This is a genomic window from Desulfomicrobium salsuginis, from assembly GCF_054657795.1.
The window spans coordinates 1,566,078-1,587,234 of sequence record NZ_BAAHYA010000001.1 but is presented as its reverse complement, the minus strand read 5'-3'; the positions used below and the strand labels follow the sequence as shown (position 1 = coordinate 1,587,234).

The window sequence follows — 21,157 nt, the reverse complement described above, 5'->3', positions numbered from 1 at the left end:
GGTTTCCTGTGAGCCAAAGGAAAAAAACGCATCATAAAAACAGATCAGCATAAAATCAATGGAACTTGCTGTATGTCACTGACAATCAATCATAATTTGATGGCGATCAACACAGCCAGGAATTTATCTACCCACTATGGGAGCCTCGGGGTTTCAACCCGAAGACTATCATCAGGGCTGCGAATCGGCACTGCTGCGGATGATGCCGCCGGATTAGCAGTTCGTGAAATTATGAGGGCAGATATTGCAAGCCTCGGCCAGGGAATTCGAAACGCCAACGACGCTATTTCGATGATCCAGGTGGCGGATGGAGCACTCCAGGTTATCGACGAAAAGCTGATCCGTATGAAGGAACTGGCTACCCAAGCCGCGACAGGAACCTATAACGCCGACCAGCGTGCAATCATCAACGATGAATTTCAGGCAATGAAGGCAGAAATTGAAAGAATTGCAGCGTCGACAGAATTTAATGGAATAAAATTACTTTCAATAAACGATAATACAAACCCACTAGTACAAAATCCGACTCTGGGGAGCTTATTTGTCAACGGTGTTGATCTCAACAGTAATTTACATTTTTGGGGAAAATTCAATGGAAATGCTGACGATTCAGGATCGAACGGCTTTCCAACAAATGTTGTAAACGCGACACTCACAACTGATAGATTTAATAATCCAGATAGCGCATATTTATTCAATGGAATTGACAGTGGAATTGAAGTAAATAACTTTAGCATGGATTATTCCGCAATAACAATTAGTGCATGGGTACAACAATTATCACAGGGGCATAATGATCAAATTGTAAATGGCCCATTCGGATTTCAACTCGAAGTTGGAGATGCTACTGGGCCTGGAGGATACCAGTCAATCATGTTTGATGCTTTTTCAAGTTTCCCACCTGACAGACTAGCTACGTCCAGCGACCTAGTCACATTCAATGAATGGCACCACATTGTTGGCACGAACAACGGAACGACATCAAGAATTTACTACGACGGAAATCTTGTTGCAGAAAGAGATGTATCTGGTACACTTAGCTTTTCATCAAGCAGGATGGATATAGGAACAGGAGGATTCTACGAATCTTTTTGGAATGGAAAAATTGATGACGTCAGAATATACGCAAGAGGGCTTAACGACGAAGAAATAAGAGCTTTATATACTGGAATAGGAGATTCACTATCTGCTAGCACAGAAATAAATATTCATTTTGGAAAATTAAACACAGAAAACGACTCATATCATATAAAAATATATGACGCGTCAACAATAGGAATGCAGATTAATGATGTTGAAATATCGACACAAGAATCAGCACAAAAATCACTGGATAAAATTACAGAAGCAATTATTTATAAGGACAAAATTCGAGCATCCCTTGGCGCTACCCAAAACCGCCTTGAGAACACCATCACCAACCTTGAGATTCAGGCAGAAAACCTTCAGGCCGCTGAATCCCGCATCTCTGACGCCGACATGGCTACGGAAATGACAGAGTTCGTGAAAAGCCAGATCCTGACACAATCGGCAACGGCTATGCTGGCTCAGGCCAACGCCCTGCCAGAAATGGCGCTTCAACTAATCCAGGGATAGACATAGACCGTATTACAAAGACAATCTGGCGAATATTCCAGATCAGACGCCCCATTGGGGGATTTTTTGAACCCTTCTTTAATCTGCACCTTCGAACAATTCTTCATTGTGGTAATTTTCAGTGACATCATAGCTGATTTATCCCCATAAGTGGTAAAACCAAAAGTCAAAACCTACGGTTTTGAGACATCCACACCTAAAAACAGCCCCTTCAATGGAAATAGCAAGACAATACCGTTGCGGTGCTAGCTGCCAGGACCAATCAGAATCCAACAAAGACCAAAAATCTCCCACGACCCCACCGGAATCGTAAAATTAGTCGAAATTTCAGCCAGTTTCACTAAACTGGCCATTTTGGTCTTATTTTTCCCGTCTCAAATTCACAGACACCCGTGAATTCCGGATCACCTTTTCTGAATCCACTCAAATTTCATCGATTTGATGCTTGCCAACTTGGCAAACCCCTATTTTCCTTGCTACTAGCAGGATATGGGCATGAACCAGAAAAATTCACAGACCAAAGAAAAAATTGATGCCGTTGAACGCATCAAACGTATCGTTATTAGGTGCTGGGAATACATGCACCGAAACACCATTTTTTGTTTACCAGTTGCCTGGAACATTAGTCATTTGATTTTACCCACAGGCCCGTTTCTAAACCATGCGTATTGGTAGAGCCAATGGTTGCTGATATTTCATGATCCATTGTATGAATCTAAAAAACCTGATTTTTGAACAAAACAGTACTATTTCAAGAGCATAATATGGTCACTCAAAACAAAGATACAGAATATGGATTGCCCTGGAAACCAAGAAATACATGGCTCATCCCTCCAGGGCTTGAGGAGACAATCAAAAGATTTGAAATTCAATGCATCAACAATATTAACAATGACAGTCGACCATTGCTTATACATGGGCCAACAGGAACAGGAAAAAGCATGTTTGTCGACTACTATGCATTTATATATACAAACATAAAAGGCAAAACTCCTAATATCGCATATATAAATTGTGCAGCATTACCCTCGGCACTAATTGATTCTCTTTTGTTTGGACACACTAAGGGTGCATTTACAGGAGCAGATAAAAATAAAATTGGATATTTTGAATCTGTAAAGGACGGAATAATCGTTTTAGAAGAAATGGGAGAAATGCCAAAACATCTGCAAGCAAAATTGTTGTTGGCAATAGAAAGCAGAATTTTCTCTAAACTAGGCTCAGTCACGCCAATAAAACTCGAGTGCCAAATACTCGCAACAACAAATGTACAAAAAACAAAATTTAGGGATGACTTATGGTACAGGTTTGACAGTGTTTCCATACCAGCAATTCATAAGCGAAGAATTGACATCCTTTACTATATGAAATTCTTTAATGAAAGAATTTTACATATTCTTAGTCCCAAAATGCTATTTAGCCTGTTGGCCTATAATTGGCCAGGTAATGTTCGGGAGATCGAAAAAGTATGTAGCGGACTGATTCAAAACGCATCATATATATTTAATGAAATACATAGTCTTAACACAAATTTTTTAACAGAAAATTTAAAAATCGATTGTTATGATCAACGTGTATTCTTTTCATTACAAAAAAATTTTACAGACTTAAATTTAAACAATATAGAAATATTTAAAGAAAAACTTGCCACTAGTGAAGTCGACATAGAAAATCTTGAAATGTGTTGGCTATCGAGTGGTCTTAGCTTGAATGATGACAAAGAAGGTTTTGGAAAGGATTTTGAATTTGAAGAGTTAATTACGAAATCATCGAAAACGTATGGAGAATATTTTTTAAGCTCAAAGATACTTGAAATTAATACTATCTATTCTGGTTTTTTGATTTTTTGCAAATTGTTCTTTCAAGATGTAGAGTCAAACTACGATATTTTTGACATGAAAGAACATACAAGCAAGGAAATAGAAAAGCGGAGAGGTCAGACTGGCATCCTTGAAATATTAAAAAGAAACGACATTCCTTTTAGCAAAGAAATTTCTAACGATTTAAAAAAGACACTTCTGTACATATATTCTTACAATAATGATTTTTACTTTCATTTTCACATATATGGATTATATTCATTCATATTGCTAACGGACAATGTCGACAAAGATGTCCCCGATAAAATTTTTGACTATGCGCTGAGCAATGGACACCCAAATAAGCATAATTATGACAATGAAACGAAAAAAGAATTGTTAAAAAACAAAAAAATGATTTTAGCACTCTACTCAAAATCATGTTTTGAATTTTATGAATCGGACATAGAACTCAGCTATACATGGACTGAGTGCCTTCGAATAGGTCTTTGCGAATCACTTAAATTTTTAACAAAAATAAAACATATCAATCTTACAGAGCAGTTTCAACTTAAAGACTTGCATGCGTCTAACAAAGACAACATTTTTCTGGATCATTTTTACGGAGTAGAAATCAACCATCTTGAAAGCCAAGAAATTCCTATAGACAAAATTTCCTTGGACGACCTCGAGGAGTTATACTTCGAGACAATCCTTCATCATTTGAGGAACGGAAAAGCAACGCAGGAAAAAGTTGGCAACATAGCTGGTCGAAAAAAAGGGTCAATCTCAAAAAACAAAACGTTTCGAAAAGTAGATGAAAAGTTTCGAAATTCAAACAAAAATCCATCGAAGAGAATGGTTCTCCTCAACCCTCAATCTTAAAAAACCTTTAATATCTGCATATTATAACCGCATCCTTTGTTGGCACGGTGGTTGCCTTTTTAGGGTTTATTAACGGCGCAAACATTTCCATCCCGGAAGACGCGCCACCCTATGGAGGTATTTATGGATTCTGAAATTTCCACCCCTACAGCCCTTCTGAACCCTTTTGCCCCGCCCCTCTCCATGCCTGGGTCTACTGGAGGCCCTGGCAACACTCCGTCATCAGAGTCACACGTTCATCCCGACTCACATCCTTCGTACACTGATCCTTTCAAAGAAGCATTGGAAAAGGAACTGCGCAACAACGACCGTGAAATTATTGAGGTGATGATTGGAGGGTCAGGCGGCATCGGCGGCATTCCTACTAGCGTCGACGAAGCACTGACCAAGGAAGTGACCCCTGTCAAGGCCATGCATCTTCTATATGAGTCTGTTTCCAAGATGAGCATGGATGAAAAGTACAATAAATTTGTCGATGTTCACAACAAGACGCAGTTCAATATCACTAAGGCTCAAAAATTTATCGCCACGGTCGGTTTGCAGCTTGGTATAATTGTAAATTTGATCAAAAAAGATGTGATTATGAACAACCTTAGCAAGAAGGCATGGCTGCAGTATCGTCGTGAAAAATTCGATAAACACATCCATCCAAATACGCTTGCTGTGTATACGAAAGTTGCTCAAATTAATAACGTAGCAGCATATCTTCATCTTGGAATTGACAGACTTGGAAAGCTCGCAGGTGTAATTGAAAAAAGGGGAATGATTCATGACGAAGACCCCATCAAGGATATAATTGACGCTATTGACAATCAAACCATGGCAACGGGAGTGGCTCATGACTTCACTGAAAAATGTGAAGCAGCGATCTTGCACTATAGAGTTAAAAAATCTGGACTTGACGAAATTACAATGAACGACATCTTGTCTGTACTGGCAGATGGCAGGTCAATTGACAAGAAGGATATCGACAAGATGATCGAGATGAAAAATAGCGGCGTAGATTATCGCCAGTATATCGACAAAGATAGTGAATACAACAATCCAATCACTATTGAAGCAAGCAGCGAGAGCAATAAACCAAAGATTCGGGACGTCAATGCAGAAATTACAAAGCTGAGTGAGACCGTATCTAAAGCTTTAACCATCCCCCCTTCCAAGATCAATCTTGACCTTGAAAAGCTTGATGCCCTTATCAATACGCTGGCCGCTTTGCGCCAGAACTTTACAGCATCTAAAGAAACACTGAAGCAGTAACATAGAATAGCCCTCCCGACAAATCGGGAGGGCTTCAGGATACTAAAATGAAAGTATATTTATCTTCGCCTTCAGAGAGGCTTATGCAGGAATTGATGTTAAGATGCGAAGGAATTCGGCTGAATATCCTTGTAAGCATGGCGATCTTGCCAAATAACTATGAAGCGTTTTTGAAGAATTTTGAATCAATCATCAGCACGATTATTCTCGACAATGGAGCGTTTTCAGCCTTGAATTCGAACATCGGAATGACGACAGGTCAACTTTTGCACAAATTCAAGAAGCACTGCGAGAAGCATAAAGATCGTTATCAAATTATCTTCAGCCCAGATTTTGAATTTGGTCCAGATGGATTCGAAAAGAATTACGAACACTTTCTCGATATGGAAGAACTGGGCATTGATGTGGCACCAGTGATTCATAACCTTAACAATGGTGAAATTGAAGCATACCTGTCACATAACCCTGAATACATTGCTATCGGGCAGTGTAAAGGCCGAACGAATCCGAGTAATTTGTTTCCTGCCGTATATTATCTTAACAATTATGGAGCGAAGGTACATCTGTTTGGCATCACGGAATTTGATTTGCTGGCCGGTTGTCCAGCCTTTTCATGCGATTCAAAGTCATGGCTTGATGATGCAACTACAGGGGTTGTGAGGTTTTGGAATCCTGAACGGCAGGGACAGAACAAGACCGACATCATCTACTTCCCGGACTACCTCGATCAAAAACGGAATGGGACGATCTCCCGCTATGACTACAAGTATCTGGATGTTTTTGAATCATTCACAAAGGCACGCCTGGACTTGACCATGGATGATTTCCTCGGACTGAAAGCCGGGCTCTCCCGCGAGCTGGCAAATGCCGTCTATTATAACGATTTGAGTCAGATTATAACCGACATCCACATTTCGGAAGGAATTGTCCTCTAAACATCCAGAGAAATTTCACAGACCTCTGGGAATTTTTTCTCACAAACGAACCGGGGGCCGAACACTGCCCCCCCCATTTATAGGCAGTCAAGCCAAGGATAATCATGGACACAAATAACAATCATATCCCTAATCAAATTATGCCGCCGGCACCCGGAACTTCTACGAAGTTGAACAGCAATGATGTCTGCACGATCATTCAGCAGATGAATTATTGCTATGATCAGAATAAAACTGTGTATTGCGAACTAGAAATTCAAAATAAGAAAAAGTGGAAGCCCATTGAATCATCAGACTTCATCGCGTTTGTACAAACATATTTTAAAACTGCATATTATAAAGTCTTGAAACAAAGTGATATTAAAAATCTTATTCCAATCCTTAATCTCCTCGCGCTAAACAATGGCAAACAGGTAGAGGTTTATAATAGGATTGGTCGACTTGGTGATGATATTTTCATTGAGACACAAAACACCAATGATGACATCATCAAAATTACACCGGAAGAATGGAGTATCACTCAGAATAGCCCTGTAATCTTCAAACGGTTTACCCACCAAACCAGCATCCCAACTCCGGTAACTGGTGGAAGTCTTGATGATCTGTTTTCAATCTTTTCTATAACTAATCCCGATGAGCAAATCCTGATCGGCACCTGGTTGGTATCAAGTCTGTTTACGAACATGCCCCGTCCCCACCTTTGGTTCGTAGGAGAAAAGGGATCGGGAAAAACTACCCTGGCGCTGAGCCTCAAAAAACTGATCGACCCTGTTTCCAGGGGCAACTTCATGTACCGGAATACAAGCGAGATGGCCCAGGTCATTGACCATCACGCCGTTCCTTTTTTTGATAACTTCACCAAGATTAACATCGAAATATCTGACCTGCTTTGTGCTGCATTCACTGGAACAGACTTTACGAAAAGAAAGCAGTACACCAATGACGATGACTTCACCTTTAGTATCAAAAAACCGATCATTCTTGCCTCAATTTCTTTAGGAAATCCGGCTTCAGATCTTCTTGATAGGTGTATTGTCATTGAAAAAAGCAAAAATGATAGAAAAACAATTCCTGAAGAAATGCTCATGAAGGCATTTGAGGAAAAAAAGCCGAGGATCATTGGCGGAATCCTTGATGCTGCCGTTGAAACATTGAGAACATATCGAGATATCGAAGTTTCTGACTACATTAGACTTGCAGACTTCCAGAGAATAGGCATTGCCGCCGCTCAAGCACTCGGATTCACCAGAGAACAATTCGAAACAGCTTTGACCAACAATTTAAGAACCAAGGGTATTTTGAAATTACAGAGTTTCCCTGTTGCTTCTCTTGTGATCAAATTCATGGAAAACAACGAGTTTTGGGAAGGAACTATGATTGATCTTCAAAACGAGCTTATGGATATAGCCGATGATCCTCATTTGGTGAATTCAAACCCTTCAATTTTGTCCAGAAATTTGAAGGATTGCAAAGATATTCTTGAACAAGCAAATCTTCAGGTTATGTCAGGATCGAACGGCAGCAACGGCAGGAAGTACTTCATTCGACGCATTACAACCAATGATTCAACAGACTACATCGACTACATTATTGAAGATTAATCGAAAGTACAAAATAAGGGGTCTTAATGGCCCCTTTTTCGTTGAGCATTTCATTTTTTCCTTCCCTTGGTCATTATTGGCTTCAGCCCCCCCCTCCCTTTTCAATGGTCAACGCAGGTGAAGCAGGCATCGAAGGTGAAAAACAAGCAATTTATTTATTATTTTTGAAAAAAATTAAAAAAATACATGAAAATTTAGCTGCTTTAGCTGCGTCACCTGCGAAGACTGAGAAAAGTTCAAATCAAGTTTTGATAACAATCATACTCTTTTGATTTTGAATAACTTTTGTGCCGTTCAAGTAACCGGAGCTTTTGGCGATAAAGGGGAAGGCGAATCGCGACAATACTGAACAAATCAATGATTGATTCAAAAATATCTATATTATTTTGACATTCATTTCTTGATCAAGAGAAGAGTTTTCATTCGTTTGATACAGATATTTCTTTCATATAATGAGAAGTTTTGGCGTTTTGTTTGATCAAAAGACCAGAAACATTATCTGAAAGACAATTTCAAACATCACAGACAGTATATTTGTCATGGGTGCCTTGCAGTTGATCCAGTCCAAGTGCCGCTGTTGTGCGGACCATTCGTATCTGAACGAATGGAAGTCAAAAAATACCAAGTTCTTTTTTGTGAAGAACAGCCAACCCGTTTTAGGAAACGATAACGGGGGAGGGGCTGAGACTGAGGAATTAGCCTACATCACGGTGGCGCATACATAAGACGAGACTCATGGCAAGTTGAAGTCGTTGAATCTATGATTCAACACAGGAAAAGGTTCAGACCAATCCCTTTTACGGATGTATGCAAGCGATTATATGCTGGATGATTCTGAATGGATTCGACAATGACCAAGGGAAGCCCATTTTTAATGGGTGGCTGAGTACTTGTAAGGAGTACACCGAAATAACAACCCTCGGAAAGATAAATGTAAGAAATTGACGATTAAGATGATGAAGAAGTATTTTCTATCAAATAATAAACACATCAAAATTTTGTAATTATAGATGCCCCTGAATTTGGGCTTAATCAAAATTCGACATATATTCAGTCTTTCTTTCGAACACATTGTTTTTGGGGTTGTTATTTCGGGATAGCCGGATGCGGGAAAACCGCACGTCCGGTTGTGATTCGGGGCTTGGCTGGTGACAGACCATTCTACCGATGGCCCATGGTTTCCAAAGGATCATTCTTGGAAATCATGGGCGGCTGTCATGTTAGAATTGAATAACGGCAGCTCTCTGAGTGATCAGGGAGCTTTTTTTGTGCCCAAAATTTACAGGAGCCTGTGAAAAGCTGGACGTCCATATTTCGATTCTGAGGGCCGCCGAAGTAAAATCTGAGGATTACACCTACCCACCGCCATAACAGCCCGTCTTGGGCCATTTCTGTGCGAATTCTCCCAAAAGCCTTCTTCAAGATTAGTGAAGTGTCTTCAAAGCTGTCACTTTTGAGGTCAAAATACAGATATTTATCCTTACTACACCAACATATAAGGAGAAATATCATGGGCGAATCCAAAGCTGAAGCAACGACCAAGAAAAAGAGGATTGAAAGCAAGTACAACGCAGCAAAGTTACGCGATGCAATTAAAGGCGGAAACAATGCTGTTCAAATCATGAAGATTCTGGACATCAAGCACAAGCAAACTTTGAAGCAGTACGTTTTGAAACTGATTAGTTCTGACAAGCAATTTTACGAAATTCCTGGTCTTTACATGAACAGTTCTTCTAAGGCGAAGGTTACAAAGTATGGAACAATCAAGCTGATTCTTAAGAATTACGATTTGGGTGATTTTGAATTCAAGGAAGACGATGAGTTCTCTGTATACTCTGAAGATAATCGAATCATCCTTGAAAAGCTCTAATGAAGCCTTCTTTAACATGCCATGGTAAAACATGGCATTTTTCTTTTCCTTTATTGAGCAAGTTGAAGTCATGTTATTTTCAACAAAACTATAAAGATATACAATTTTAAATGTAAGATTTTCCATAAAAACTTACATTCGATAAAATACAAGCTCAATCTTCAAGGATATTAAGCGGATAAGAAGTCCCAGGAATATTCTTGGTGATTGAGCTTTGTTTTGAATGTCAGATTTCGTTTGGTTTTCTTTAGAAAACAATAATTGGGAGATTAAACATGAAAGTTGAAGCCATAACAGAACCGAAAGACATAAAGCGTATCAAAAAAATGTTGCAAGACAATTCTCGTGATCGTTTGCTGTTCATTTTAGGCATCAACACCGGCCTACGTGCACAAGACATTCTCGCCTTAAAAATAGGCGACGTGCTTGAGTGCAAGGTTGGATCAAGAATTTCAATCAAGGAGAAAAAGACAGGAAAAGACAATGTCATAATCATCAACTCTGAAATTTTCAGCGCACTTGAGGATTACCTGAATGATATTCCGAAAACACCAGAACATTATTTGTTCAAGAGTCGAAAAGGAAAGAATGCTCCATTAACAACATATGCTGTGATGAACTACATCAAAGATTGGTGCAGAAAACTCAACATTAAAACACATGTTGGGGCGCATACATTAAGAAAGACCTTTTGCTATCAACAAAGGAAAATCCACGGAACAAGCTGGGAGGTGCTCGCAAAGAGACTCAACCATTCTTCTCCATCGATAACTCGACGTTATCTTGGGATAAAAGAAGAAGAAGTCGAAGAAATCCTGATGCATACGATTTGAAACTGGGGCTGAATAAGCCCCATTCTTTTTATAACTCATATTGATGGAGGAACTATGGGAGTTTACCAACGTGATGGTAGATGGCTCGTTTATTGGTTCGAAGAAGGGAGAAGGCGGGATAAATCTTTCGGAAGGGGAGAAGATGCGAAGCTGCAAGCTGAAAAGTTTGATCAAGCTGCACGTCAATGCACCGTTGAGGCGGGAATGGTTCTGGGCAACGCGATTGTTGCTCCAGAAACATCAGAACCGGAGGAGGAGATTGGAAAGACTGGTCCAACAGGAATTACGTTTGGGCGACTTTCCAGGATGCATCTGGATCATCTCCTGGCCTCTGGGAAAACCGAGAAGCACATCAAAAACGTTGCCGTCCTGCTGAAGAATTCATTCTTTGCCCTTCTGGGTAAGGATACACTTGTGAATGATATGACCTACATCGATCACATACTGCCATTCATCAAGCACTTTCAAGCAGATAGTCCCCAGACAGGCAAACCACGGTCAAAAGTAACCGTCAACAGATACTGCGATTACCTTGATGCGATTTTCAACTTCGGCTGCCAGAACGGTTTGATGAATTCTAACCCAATGAAAATGAGGAAAAGAATTCGCGAAAGACCACGGGAAGTTCAACTGACCGTGGATGACATGAAGCGGATCATGGCTTGCGCTGAACCACATGTACGGTGGGCGATGGAAGTCTGCTTTAACTTGGGAACACGACCTGGAACGTCTGAACTCCTGTCGTTGAAGTGGCACCAAGTAGATTTCGAAAGATCCACGGTGAAGATTTATGCTAGCAAAACTAACACCTATCGGATCGTTCCAGTCAAATCAATATTTCTCGAAAAGCTCAAAATGATGAAAGCTCATGCAGCTTCGGAATACATAATTGAATTTCGAGGAAAATCCGTAACAACTATCAGAAAGTCATTCAAGACAGCATGTGATCTTGCTGGAATTGATTACCCAATTCGCATGTACGATCTTCGTCATTTGTTCGCCACAACAATGCTAACAAATAATGCTGATTTAGCAGCAGTTTCAAAACTTATGGGCCATTCAACGGTGAAAATGACCGCTGACACCTATTATCATTACATGGAGGGAGAAAAAGAAAGAGCTATTAACTTGTTACCAGAAATCTCTTTGTGAAATCGTGTCAACAATTAAAAGGAGCTTCTTGATGAAGCTCCTAAGGAGGGATTGCTATGATCCCAAACGTTATTATTAAGTGCTGGATTTGTGGAAAAGAATTTGAAGTTGAAGCCAAACATTCTTGGAAAACTTTTTGTTTTGATTGCACTGTAATGTATTATCTTCCTGTAGCTCATTTGGTGACACCGACTGAGTTAAAAAAAGACTGGGAAAATAAGAAGCATATCTTATTTAATCACCCCAAAACAAAAATGATAACTTGCATTCATTCTGGAGAAGTATTTGAAGCTCCGATTGAGTCTCAGTATTTCATGACTCTTGAAGCAATTAAGAACGAGTTTTATCCTCGCCTGAATAAATATGGAAAAGAAAATTACGGATTAATCAAAGACAACTGGCGCAAAATTATTGAGCTTGAACCTGAAATCGAAGAAATTTTAACAATCAATCCGCATCTTGTGTTCATGATCTGCAAAGGCATCTACGAAGAAATGATTAAAAAAAATAGAAAATAATAAGTTTTAAAAAAGATTATAAAAAATGATCATAGGGGACGGCTATTTGGCCGTTCATCCAATCACATCATGATCTCGTTTGACCAGTTCAAGGCAAGAGAACTCGAAAAACGGTAGAGATCGTACAGAATTGCGACCTGGATTCCCAGGACCCTGTGAATCCGCCTCCCCCTTTTCCTAAAAATTCAGTTCCAGCCAGCCGTGGTTGCTGGTTAGCCTTAACGTATCTTGAAGGACGCTTGAGATACAATCAGGCGTCCATTTCGTACTTGCAAAAGGTGCGAGGTGTGGGCAATGTTCGATACGGAAAGAAATAATTCGGACTGTTAGGTAACAGACTGTTTGGATATTTGGACAAATTGGGATGCCCCGTCACGGACAGTTGAGCCTATGGAAAACAGCAACAAAAAATGAAACTAATAGCTCGCCAAAAAATTCGTTTTTATTACTATCTCAGCGGTATAGTTGCGATAATATTCATTGCAGCGTCAATGAGTGTGCCCTATTTTTTGAATTTGAAAAAAGAGTACCAGTCAAAGATTGAGCAACTTTCTCAAAGCATTATTTCAGAGAAAAAACGTCATTTGTACGATGTGGTAAACAGAACAATTTTAGAAATTGAATTTATAAAGACAGACACTTCTCGAGAATACAACGAGATTTGTGCCGCAGTTTCTAATTTCTTGTCTAGCTCACATGCGTGGAAGGGGCCGATCCTCGATGAGTCTCTGCTGAATGTTCAAAATGAGCGCATTCAGGATTCAACCAGGAAAGATATAAATAATATCATAAGTTTCATAGTTTACGATACGAAAAATTCACAAGTAGTTGGTTCTTCAGAGGATAATGCAGCTGAAATATTTGCAAGAACAGTATCTTCAAATGCAAATAACAGGGAACTTTATCCTGCTGTTGCAACAGTTGTTTCGAATGAAGGCTTTAGTATATATGTCTTTGTCTCTAGGGACACTTTTGAAACAAATGTAAAAAATCGTATCAAAGATCTTATTCGAGCAGTCCGACTTGGAGACGATGGCTATATCTGGATCAATGAAATAATCAATTATGACGGTGGGGACGATTATGCAATTCGTCTTGTCCATCCAAATCTTCCGCATACAGAAGGGCTTAAACTTTCAACGAAAACACAAGATATTAATGGAAATTTTCCATACAAGACTGAACTCGACGGGGTGAAGCTCAACGGTGATTTATATTTTGATTATTACTTTAAAAAAATGAATACAGATCAAATTTCGCACAAATTAACATATGCAAAATTATACAAACCTTATAACTGGGTTATTGCAACCGGCGTCTATCTTGATGATGTAGATAATTTAATAATTAATGAACAACAATCTATGGAAAAGACGCATAAAAATCAAATTCAAATTCTTGGAATTGTTATTTTTTGCATACTTGTAATTTCATTTATTTTTCTTGTTGCATTTGAAAAGCACATTAACGGACTGATCAGTTCGTATGTTGAAACAATAGAAGCTAAAGAAAAGTCTTTACGACTAGAGAAGGACAAGGTCGAGAAAGCTTTTGGAAAACTTAAAGACGTAGCATACCTCGACTACTTGACAGGCTTATGGAACAGAAGGTCAATGTATGAACGACTTACAGAGGAATACTCAAGATGTTCAAGAAATGATTCTAGCTTTGTAATCATACTTGGGGATATTGATCATTTTAAAGTTATTAATGACACTCATGGACACGGGTGCGGCGACATCGTCCTCAAACAACTATCGAAAATAATGTCTAAAAATATTAGAAATGAAGACAGTATTTCTAGATGGGGTGGTGAAGAATTTCTTATCCTAGGCACATCCTGTGATTTAGCAGACGGCGTTTCTCTTGCTGAAAAAGTACGAAATGCAATTGAACACCAAGAAATTTCTTTTGACACCATTACACTGAAAGTAACAATGACTCTTGGGGTCTCCGCGTTTGATCCAAAAAAATCCATAGATGAGATCATAAAGGAGGCAGACGCAATGCTTTATTTCGGAAAAAATAAAGGTCGTAACTGTGTCATCTCGACACTGATATAGATGTTTTGGCGGCTCTTTGGCTGCCTATTGGCAGACCCGCCACTGTTCGACCAAATACAGCCAAAAAATGACATTCAGTTTTGGCTAAAGATCTAATAATATCAATAATATGGTTTATTTATTGAGGTATGGCATTCAAGAGGTCGTCAGTTCGATCCTGATCAGCTCCACCACTTATAAACGCTTCAAATGATTCTTGAATGCCGCTTGAAAGCCGTCCGAAAGGGCGGCTTTCTTGTTTTTCGGCGCCATCCGTCTCAATCCGAGACTCATCCTCCCGCTGCAGCTTGCGCGTCTCCGCGAATCGGGACATGTGAAGAAACCGCCGGGTTTAAGCCGCCCACGCTTCCCCGCCCCCGTCAAAGGAAACAAGGAGCCGCAGATGAGCGCACAAGGCCGCGCAGGAATCCTGATCGTCGACGACACTCCCTTCAACATCGAACTGCTGGAAGGTTTCCTCTGCCAGATCTACAACGTGGACACGGCCACATGCGGTGAAAAGGCCCTTGATATTGTCGGCACATCCCCTCCCGATCTGGTCCTGCTCGACGTCATCATGCCCGGCATGGACGGCTTCGAGGTCTGCCGCAGGCTCAAGGCCGACGAACGCACCGCCGACATCCCGGTCATCTTCATCACCGCCCTCGACGACGTCGCAGCCGAAACCAGAGGCCTTGAACTCGGCGCCATCGACTTCATCACCAAGCCATTCAACCCCGCCGTGGTCCGGGCGCGGGTCGCCAACCACATCGCCCTGCGCGAGGCCGCCCGCCTTCGGGAGGACGTGGAGCGCATCATGCGCCACGACCTCAAATCCCCCCTGACCACGGTTCTGAGCCTGCCGCAGCTCATGCTCATGGACGGCAACCTGACCCCGCCCCAGCGGGACATGCTGCAGCGCATCGAAGACGCAGGCTACACGCTTCTGGCCATGACCAACCTGTCCACCACCCTCTTCAGGATGGAACGGGGCGCCTATGAACTGCGGCCAGAAAAAATGGACCTGGCCGCCGTGGCGCGCAAGGTCCTGACAGGCTTCGCGGAAACGGCCGAGATGCGGGGCATCGGGCTGCGGCTCCTGGTCGACGGCCGGGATGACGGCCGGCCCTTTCCCTGGATGGGCGAGGAACTGCTCTGCCACTCCATGCTCGCCAACCTCGTGGGCAACGCCCTGGACGCATCCCCCCGGCGGGCGGACGTACTGGTGTCCATCGGGGCGCGGCCCGAGGGCGGGGCGCGCATCGACATCGTCAACAGGGGCGACGTCGCGCCGGAACTGCAGGGAAGATTCTTCGAGAAGTACGCCACCGTCGGCAAGGCCCGCGGGACAGGCCTGGGCACCTACTCCGCCCGGCTCATAGCCAGGGCCCACGGCGGGGATATCGAGATGAAGTGCGGGGCCGGCACGGTTGAGGTCAGCGTTTTCCTGCCGGCGTGACGGAAGGCTTCAGGAACGCGCCTTGCGGCGGGCGAAGACCTCGCGCAGTTTGCGTTCGAGGATCTCGGGGGTGAAGGGTTTGACGATGTAGTTGTCCACGCCGCTCTTGACCGCCTCGACGACGCTCTCCTGCTCCGCCTCGCCGGTGATGGCCAGTACGGCGACGTCAGTGAACCTGCCGCCGGGGCAGCGGATGAGCTTGAGCAGTTCGAGCCCCGTCATCCGGGGCATGCTCCAGTCGAGGAGCAGGAGTTCGTAGCTGTTCTCCTGCATCATCTCCCAGGCCATCTGCCCGTCCTCGGCATAGGCGAGGTTGGTGAATCCGAACCTGCGCATGACGTCGCCGATGGTCCTGCGCATGGTGGAATAGTCGTCAACGATGAGAACCGGGATATCGGTGTTCATGCTCTGCACTCCGCGGGTTGCGCCACGTCGGGTTCCTGATGCCCCAGCCGCAGTAGGGACGGGGACATGCTCATGCAATGGGCGCCATCTGTCATTATTTCCATGAGTTCTCGCAAAATGCAACGCCCGGCCACCCATGTGTTCCCCGCCTCCGCCTCCTGCCGACACGTTCCTCACTCCGACCACAAACCCCGCAACAGCGCGATCTCGCGTGCGTACCCCGGCAGTTCGTTGGGAGTCTCCAGATAGAACGGCAGCCCGCGAAGACACGGGTGATTGACGATGCGCCCGAAGGCCTCCAGCCCGATATGGCCTTCCCCGATGCAGGCGTGACGGTCCTTGCGGGCGCCCCGGGGGTTCAGGCTGTCATTCAGGTGCACGGCCCGCAGCCGGTCGAGACCGACGATCTCGTCGAACTCCCGCAGCACGCCGTCCAGGTCGTGCACGATGTCGTAGCCGGCGTCGTGGACATGGCAGGTGTCGAGGCAGACCCCGATCCTGTCCGGCAGCGCGACCCGGTCGATGATCTCCCGCAGTTCCCCGAAGGCGCTCCCCACTTCGCTGCCCTTGCCGGCCATGGTTTCGAGAAGAACTGTCGTCTTCATGTCCGGCCGCATGACGGCGTCGAGTTGAGCGACGATCAGGTCGATGCCCGCCTCCATCCCCTGCCCCACGTGGCTGCCGGGATGAAAATTGTACATGTTGCCCGGCAGCAACTCCACGCGCGCCAGGTCGTCGCGCATGGACTCCAGGGCGAAATTCCGGGTCTTGGCGTCGGCGGAACAGGGGTTCAACGTGTAGGCGGCGTGGGCCAGGAACGGCCCGAGGCCGTTCTCCTCTGCCAGGGCCAGAAAGGCCGACACGTCCTGGGAGTCCACGACCTTGGCCGCCCCGCCGCGGGGGTTGCGGGTGAAGAACTGGAACGTGCTCGCCCCGATCGAAAGGGCGGTCCTGCCCATGGCCAGGAAGCCCTTGGAGGAGGACAGGTGACAACCGATATTGAGCATGGCATCTCCACGTGCGCGTGACCGCGCATGGTTACGGCCGGCAGGCGGCCCCGGAACAGTCAATGAGTTACGATTCGCCCCATCACTTCGCAACACGGGAACACGACGTCATGATCCACGCATTCCAGACCATCGGCAGAATCATCCACGGCAACGGCGCGTCACGGGACGTCGGCGACGAGGTCCGCGCCATCGGCGCCTCGCGCGTCCTCATCGTGACGAGCGAGGGCATCGTCCGGCGCGGCACGCACGCCCCCATCGCCGCATCCCTGGAAGCCCGCGGCGTCGCCTGGACGCTTTTTGCGCGAGGCTCCTCCGAGCCTACGCCCTCCGACGCACACGAATGCGCCACGGCCGCCCGCGAGTGCGAAGCGGAGCTCATCATCGGCCTGGGGGGCGGCAGCGCCCTGGACTGCGCCAAGGCGGCCGCGGTCCTGGCCAGGCATGACGGGCCCATCGAAAACTACTTCGGCGTCGGCCTCGTCCCTGGCCCCTGTACGCCCACGATCCTCATCCCGACAACGGCCGGGACGGGCAGCGAGGTCACGTCCATCAGCGTGCTGGAAGACCCGCGAACCAACTCGAAGAAGGCCGTCGTCAGCGACCACCTCTACGCCAGGGTGGCCCTGCTCGACCCGGGACTGACCGTCTCCATGCCCCTGCGCATCACCGCGACCACGGGCATGGACGCCTTCGTGCACGCCATGGAATCGTACGTGAACCGCACGGCCACCGCCTTCACGGACGCCGTCAACCTGCAGGCCATGCGCCTCATCGCGGGCGGCATCCGCGCGGCCTGCGCCGACGGGAACGATCTCGGCGCCCGGGCCGACATGCTCTACGCCTCGGCCCTGGCCGGCATGGGCTTTTCCAACACCCAGAACGGCGTGATCCACGCCATCGCCATGGCCGCGCCCGCCTCGCTCCATCTGCCCCACGGGCTGCTTGTGGCCGCGGCGGCGCCCATGGGCATGGCGTTCAACTGCCAGGCCGCCCCGGAAAAATACGCCCGCATCGCGGAAATCCTGGGCGACGATCCGGCGGGCAAGACTCCGCGCGAACTCGCTTCCCTGGCCGCCCAAGGCATGAGGCGGCTCCTGGCCGACCTGAGCATCGAGCCGGGCCTCGGCGCCCACGGCATCGCACGCGCGGAGATACGCGGTATCGCCGAACGGGCAGCCGCCGCCAAACGGCTCATGGACAACAACCCTCGGAAGGGTTCGGCCGAAGACCTCCAGGCGCTGCTGGAAGAACACTTCTAGCGGCCGCCCCGGCCACGGCGCGTCATTTCTTCTGGATCTTGCGGAAGATGGTGCTGCGGTCGACCTGGAAGAGCTCCGACACCTTCTGCACCGATCCGTGCAGGGCGATGGCCTGTTCCAGGAAATCCCGCTCCATCTCGGCCATGATCTGCTTCAGCGGACGGCCGCCGGTCAGGAGGGCGTCACAGCAGGTGCGTTCCTGGTGACCGTCCTCGCGGATGTGGGCCGGCAGGTCGCGGGGGGAGATGTGCGAACCCTTGTGGGTGATGACCAGGCCGTGGATCATGTTCTGCAGCTCGCGCACGTTGCCCGGCCACTGGTAGCGGGACAGGAGGGTCAGGGCGATCTCCATGACGGCCATGCGCTTGCCGTACTTGGCCGAGTAGTGCTGCAGGAAGTGCTCCACCAGGGGCCGCACGTCCTCGGGCCGTTCGCGCAGCGGCGGGATGGTCACCGTGGCCACGTTCAGCCTGTAGTAGAGATCGCGCCGGAAGGTGCCCTGCTCCACGCATTCGGACAGGTTCTTGTTGGTGGCGGCGATGACCCGCACGTCGACCTTGGTGGAACGCGTGCCGCCGACGCGCATGATCTCACCGTCCTGGAGCACGCGCAAAAGCCGCGTCTGCATGGACAGGGGCAGTTCGCCGATCTCGTCGAGAAAGACGGTGCCGCCGTCGGCCAGCTCAAAGTAGCCCGCCTTGCCCTTGCTCGACGCGCCCGTGAAGGCGCCGGGCATGTAGCCGAACATCTCGGACTCGGTCAGGGTCTCGGAGATGCCGCCGCAGTCCACCTTGAGGAAAATCTTGTCGTGCCGGGTGCTGCGGGCGTGGGTCAGGCGGGCGAAGACGTCCTTGCCCACGCCCGTCTCGCCCAGGATGAGAACCGAGGCGTCCGTTGGGGCCACGGTCATCAGCAAATTGACCACTTCCTGCATGGCCGCACTGGCGTACACGGGCGTCAGGCCCTTGCTCTGCTCGTTGGAGATGTAGGCCATCTGCTTGTGGAAATGATCGATGAGCTGGCGCTGCTCCTCCATCTGCTCATTGAGGCGCGTGATCATGGTGATGTCGCGCACGAAGGTCACCACGAGCCGCAGGATCCCGCCCTCGTCGAAGACAGGGAAGCCCGAGAGGACGAGCTTCTTGCCGTTCTGCAGCTGCTGCACGTGGGTCGCGGGCTTGCCCGTGCGCACGATCTCGGGGTTCAGGATCTTGTCGAAAATGCCGTTCTCCACCAGGGAACGCACCTGCCTGCCCTGGATGTCCTCCTGCTTCAGGCCCGTCAGCTGCTCGTACATGCGGTTGACGCGCAGGGTGATGCCCGAGACGTCGGAGATGAAAACCCCGTCGGGAAGGGCATCGAGGATGTATTCGAAATGCTTGGCGACAAAATCGGCGTGGCGGCTCGTCATACGAAAAAACTCTCACGGGCTGTAAAAAAAGGCAACCCGAGGGCTGCCTTTCCACGATTCGTCACGGTTTGCGCGACGCGGCCCGTGCGGGCCGGTTCGGCCGTGAACCGCGTCATTTCGGGAATTCGACCCTGTCGCCGAGAATCTGTACCGCTGTATCGATGAGCCTCGGCATGACCGACTTGTCCAGCGTCACGCCGTCCATGGGCGGCACCCTGTCCAGGAAATGGTACTTCTGCGTACCCAGCCTGTGGTAGGGCAGCATCTCGTAGCGCACGTTCGGATAGGGCCGGATGAACTCGGCGATGGCCGCGATGGCGTCTTCGGAGTCGTTGAACCCGGGGATGACGGGCGTGCGGGCCAGAATGGGCTTGTCGGGATCCAGTTCCGCCAGCCTCCGGAAATTCTCCAGGATGACCTCGTTGGTCCGCCCGGTCTGGGCTTCGTGGACGGCGCCGTCCATGTGCTTGATGTCGTAGAGCACGTAGTTCAGGTACTGGGCGGCCGCCTCCATGGTCTTCCAGGGCACCATGCCGCAGGTCTCGACGGCCGTCCTGATCCGGCGCCGGCGGGCTTCCCGGAGCAGAGACAGGGCAAAGTCCCCCTGCAGGAGCGGTTCGCCGCCCGAGAGGGTCATGCCGCCGCTGGAGCGGGTGTAGAAGGCCGCGTCCTGCTCGACCACCCGCAGCACGTCGTCCACGCTGCGCTCCTCGCCATAGACGATGAGCCCCTGGGACGGGCAGGCCTGGGCGCAGTTCTTGGGACACCCGTCGCACAGGGCGCGGTCGATGCGCAGGCTGTCGTCCGCCTCGCGGATGATGGCCCCGCGCAGACAGGCCTGCAGGCAGCGCGTGCACTTGGAAAAAGTCAGGCAGCGGCCCGGATTGAAGGCCAGCTCCGGCTCGCGGCGCTGGGATTCGGGGTTGCTGCACCAGTTGCAGGACAGGGGGCACCCCTTGAGGAAGACGATGGTCCTGATGCCCGGCCCGTCGTGAACGGAGTATTTCTGGATGTTGAATACGAGGCCTTTTTTCTTTCTGTCTTCAAGAGCGCTCATGGGACTCCCCCGCTGATGTCATGAAAAATCGCGGGCAGGCCATGGCCTGCCCGCGTCTGTCCGTTGAG

Annotated in this window: 18 protein-coding genes and 1 pseudogene; 15 read left to right on the top strand and 4 right to left on the bottom strand. The window is 47.3% G+C overall.

Annotated features, from left to right (window positions below; genetic code table 11):
• Positions 1 to 72: 72 nt before the first annotated feature.
• The 14 genes and pseudogenes from ACYQ3G_RS07120 to ACYQ3G_RS07055 all read left to right on the top strand — a co-directional run.
• A pseudogene (locus ACYQ3G_RS07120) lies at positions 73 to 495 on the top strand (flagellin N-terminal helical domain-containing protein); the annotation flags it as partial.
• A complete protein-coding gene (locus tag ACYQ3G_RS07115; protein ID WP_459824201.1) occupies positions 475 to 1,596 on the top strand; it encodes a LamG domain-containing protein in 1,122 nt (373 codons plus the stop codon). The pseudogene ACYQ3G_RS07120 and the gene ACYQ3G_RS07115, both read left to right, overlap by 21 nt.
• A 495-nt stretch (positions 1,597 to 2,091) precedes the next feature.
• Positions 2,092 to 2,271 (top strand): hypothetical protein, encoded by a 180-nt coding sequence (locus tag ACYQ3G_RS07110; RefSeq protein WP_459821183.1) that lies wholly within the window; start codon positions 2,092 to 2,094, stop codon positions 2,269 to 2,271.
• 89 nt (positions 2,272 to 2,360) lie between these two features.
• A complete protein-coding gene (locus tag ACYQ3G_RS07105; RefSeq protein WP_459821185.1) occupies positions 2,361 to 4,280 on the top strand; it encodes a sigma 54-interacting transcriptional regulator in 1,920 nt (639 codons plus the stop codon).
• A 123-nt stretch (positions 4,281 to 4,403) separates the two neighbouring features.
• Positions 4,404 to 5,537: a hypothetical protein gene (locus ACYQ3G_RS07100; RefSeq protein WP_459821187.1), complete on the top strand. Its 1,134-nt coding sequence runs from the start codon at positions 4,404 to 4,406 to the stop codon at positions 5,535 to 5,537.
• Between the two features lie 47 nt (positions 5,538 to 5,584).
• The gene (locus ACYQ3G_RS07095; RefSeq protein ID WP_459821189.1) at positions 5,585 to 6,472 is read left to right on the top strand and encodes a hypothetical protein; all 888 of its coding nucleotides are present in this window, start codon (positions 5,585 to 5,587) and stop codon (positions 6,470 to 6,472) included.
• 104 nt (positions 6,473 to 6,576) lie between these two features.
• Complete coding sequence (locus ACYQ3G_RS07090) at positions 6,577 to 8,073, top strand: hypothetical protein (RefSeq protein ID WP_459821191.1); 1,497 nt, start codon at positions 6,577 to 6,579, stop codon at positions 8,071 to 8,073.
• A gap of 26 nt (positions 8,074 to 8,099) precedes the next feature.
• Positions 8,100 to 8,345, top strand: coding sequence for a hypothetical protein (locus tag ACYQ3G_RS07085; protein WP_459821193.1), 246 nt, complete (start codon positions 8,100 to 8,102; stop codon positions 8,343 to 8,345).
• Positions 8,346 to 9,583: 1,238 nt separating this feature from the next.
• Complete coding sequence (locus tag ACYQ3G_RS07080) at positions 9,584 to 9,943, top strand: hypothetical protein (protein ID WP_459821195.1); 360 nt, start codon at positions 9,584 to 9,586, stop codon at positions 9,941 to 9,943.
• A 275-nt stretch (positions 9,944 to 10,218) separates the two neighbouring features.
• A complete protein-coding gene (locus ACYQ3G_RS07075; RefSeq protein WP_459821197.1) occupies positions 10,219 to 10,776 on the top strand; it encodes a tyrosine-type recombinase/integrase in 558 nt (185 codons plus the stop codon).
• Between the two features lie 54 nt (positions 10,777 to 10,830).
• Positions 10,831 to 11,928, top strand: coding sequence for a tyrosine-type recombinase/integrase (locus ACYQ3G_RS07070; RefSeq protein WP_459821199.1), 1,098 nt, complete (start codon positions 10,831 to 10,833; stop codon positions 11,926 to 11,928).
• Between the two features lie 56 nt (positions 11,929 to 11,984).
• Entirely contained in the window at positions 11,985 to 12,446 is a 462-nt protein-coding gene (locus tag ACYQ3G_RS07065; protein ID WP_459821201.1) for a hypothetical protein, read from the top strand.
• Positions 12,447 to 12,856: 410 nt separating this feature from the next.
• Positions 12,857 to 14,509 (top strand): diguanylate cyclase, encoded by a 1,653-nt coding sequence (locus ACYQ3G_RS07060; RefSeq protein ID WP_459821203.1) that lies wholly within the window; start codon positions 12,857 to 12,859, stop codon positions 14,507 to 14,509.
• A 382-nt stretch (positions 14,510 to 14,891) separates the two neighbouring features.
• Entirely contained in the window at positions 14,892 to 15,947 is a 1,056-nt protein-coding gene (locus ACYQ3G_RS07055; RefSeq protein WP_459824142.1) for an ATP-binding response regulator, read from the top strand.
• Positions 15,948 to 15,956: 9 nt separating this feature from the next.
• On the opposite strand, the gene ACYQ3G_RS07050 is transcribed toward ACYQ3G_RS07055, so the two are convergent.
• Both ACYQ3G_RS07050 and ACYQ3G_RS07045 read right to left on the bottom strand, forming a co-directional pair.
• Positions 15,957 to 16,352, bottom strand: coding sequence for a response regulator (locus ACYQ3G_RS07050; RefSeq protein ID WP_459824139.1), 396 nt, complete (start codon positions 16,350 to 16,352; stop codon positions 15,957 to 15,959).
• Between the two features lie 173 nt (positions 16,353 to 16,525).
• A complete protein-coding gene (locus ACYQ3G_RS07045; protein WP_459824137.1) occupies positions 16,526 to 17,359 on the bottom strand; it encodes a deoxyribonuclease IV in 834 nt (277 codons plus the stop codon).
• Between the two features lie 62 nt (positions 17,360 to 17,421).
• Here ACYQ3G_RS07045 and ACYQ3G_RS07040 point away from each other — a divergent pair, with 62 nt between their 5' ends.
• Positions 17,422 to 18,621 (top strand): iron-containing alcohol dehydrogenase, encoded by a 1,200-nt coding sequence (locus ACYQ3G_RS07040; protein WP_459824135.1) that lies wholly within the window; start codon positions 17,422 to 17,424, stop codon positions 18,619 to 18,621.
• Between the two features lie 22 nt (positions 18,622 to 18,643).
• Here the strand turns inward: ACYQ3G_RS07040 and ACYQ3G_RS07035 are convergent, their stop codons facing one another.
• Both ACYQ3G_RS07035 and hpsH read right to left on the bottom strand, forming a co-directional pair.
• Positions 18,644 to 20,032, bottom strand: coding sequence for a sigma-54 interaction domain-containing protein (locus tag ACYQ3G_RS07035; RefSeq protein WP_459824133.1), 1,389 nt, complete (start codon positions 20,030 to 20,032; stop codon positions 18,644 to 18,646).
• Between the two features lie 112 nt (positions 20,033 to 20,144).
• The gene (gene hpsH, locus ACYQ3G_RS07030) at positions 20,145 to 21,089 is read right to left on the bottom strand and encodes a (2S)-3-sulfopropanediol dehydratase activating enzyme (RefSeq protein WP_459824131.1); all 945 of its coding nucleotides are present in this window, start codon (positions 21,087 to 21,089) and stop codon (positions 20,145 to 20,147) included.
• Positions 21,090 to 21,157 lie beyond the last annotated feature (68 nt).

What these genes read in the sequence shown, in the direction of transcription:
- ACYQ3G_RS07110 (WP_459821183.1), top strand. Translation starts at nt 2,092, where the DNA reads ATGAACCAGAAAAATTCACAGACCAAAGAAAAAATTGATGCCGTTGAA.
- ACYQ3G_RS07105 (WP_459821185.1), top strand. Translation starts at nt 2,361, where the DNA reads ATGGTCACTCAAAACAAAGATACAGAATATGGATTGCCCTGGAAACCA.
- ACYQ3G_RS07100 (WP_459821187.1), top strand. Translation starts at nt 4,404, where the DNA reads ATGGATTCTGAAATTTCCACCCCTACAGCCCTTCTGAACCCTTTTGCC.
- ACYQ3G_RS07095 (WP_459821189.1), top strand. Translation starts at nt 5,585, where the DNA reads ATGAAAGTATATTTATCTTCGCCTTCAGAGAGGCTTATGCAGGAATTG.
- ACYQ3G_RS07090 (WP_459821191.1), top strand. Translation starts at nt 6,577, where the DNA reads ATGGACACAAATAACAATCATATCCCTAATCAAATTATGCCGCCGGCA.
- ACYQ3G_RS07085 (WP_459821193.1), top strand. Translation starts at nt 8,100, where the DNA reads ATGGCCCCTTTTTCGTTGAGCATTTCATTTTTTCCTTCCCTTGGTCAT.
- ACYQ3G_RS07080 (WP_459821195.1), top strand. Translation starts at nt 9,584, where the DNA reads ATGGGCGAATCCAAAGCTGAAGCAACGACCAAGAAAAAGAGGATTGAA.
- ACYQ3G_RS07075 (WP_459821197.1), top strand. Translation starts at nt 10,219, where the DNA reads ATGAAAGTTGAAGCCATAACAGAACCGAAAGACATAAAGCGTATCAAA.
- ACYQ3G_RS07070 (WP_459821199.1), top strand. Translation starts at nt 10,831, where the DNA reads ATGGGAGTTTACCAACGTGATGGTAGATGGCTCGTTTATTGGTTCGAA.
- ACYQ3G_RS07065 (WP_459821201.1), top strand. Translation starts at nt 11,985, where the DNA reads ATGATCCCAAACGTTATTATTAAGTGCTGGATTTGTGGAAAAGAATTT.
- ACYQ3G_RS07060 (WP_459821203.1), top strand. Translation starts at nt 12,857, where the DNA reads ATGAAACTAATAGCTCGCCAAAAAATTCGTTTTTATTACTATCTCAGC.
- ACYQ3G_RS07055 (WP_459824142.1), top strand. Translation starts at nt 14,892, where the DNA reads ATGAGCGCACAAGGCCGCGCAGGAATCCTGATCGTCGACGACACTCCC.
- ACYQ3G_RS07050 (WP_459824139.1), bottom strand. Translation starts at nt 16,352, where the DNA reads ATGAACACCGATATCCCGGTTCTCATCGTTGACGACTATTCCACCATG.
- ACYQ3G_RS07045 (WP_459824137.1), bottom strand. Translation starts at nt 17,359, where the DNA reads ATGCTCAATATCGGTTGTCACCTGTCCTCCTCCAAGGGCTTCCTGGCC.
- ACYQ3G_RS07040 (WP_459824135.1), top strand. Translation starts at nt 17,422, where the DNA reads ATGAGTTACGATTCGCCCCATCACTTCGCAACACGGGAACACGACGTC.
- ACYQ3G_RS07035 (WP_459824133.1), bottom strand. Translation starts at nt 20,032, where the DNA reads ATGACGAGCCGCCACGCCGATTTTGTCGCCAAGCATTTCGAATACATC.
- hpsH (WP_459824131.1), bottom strand. Translation starts at nt 21,089, where the DNA reads ATGAGCGCTCTTGAAGACAGAAAGAAAAAAGGCCTCGTATTCAACATC.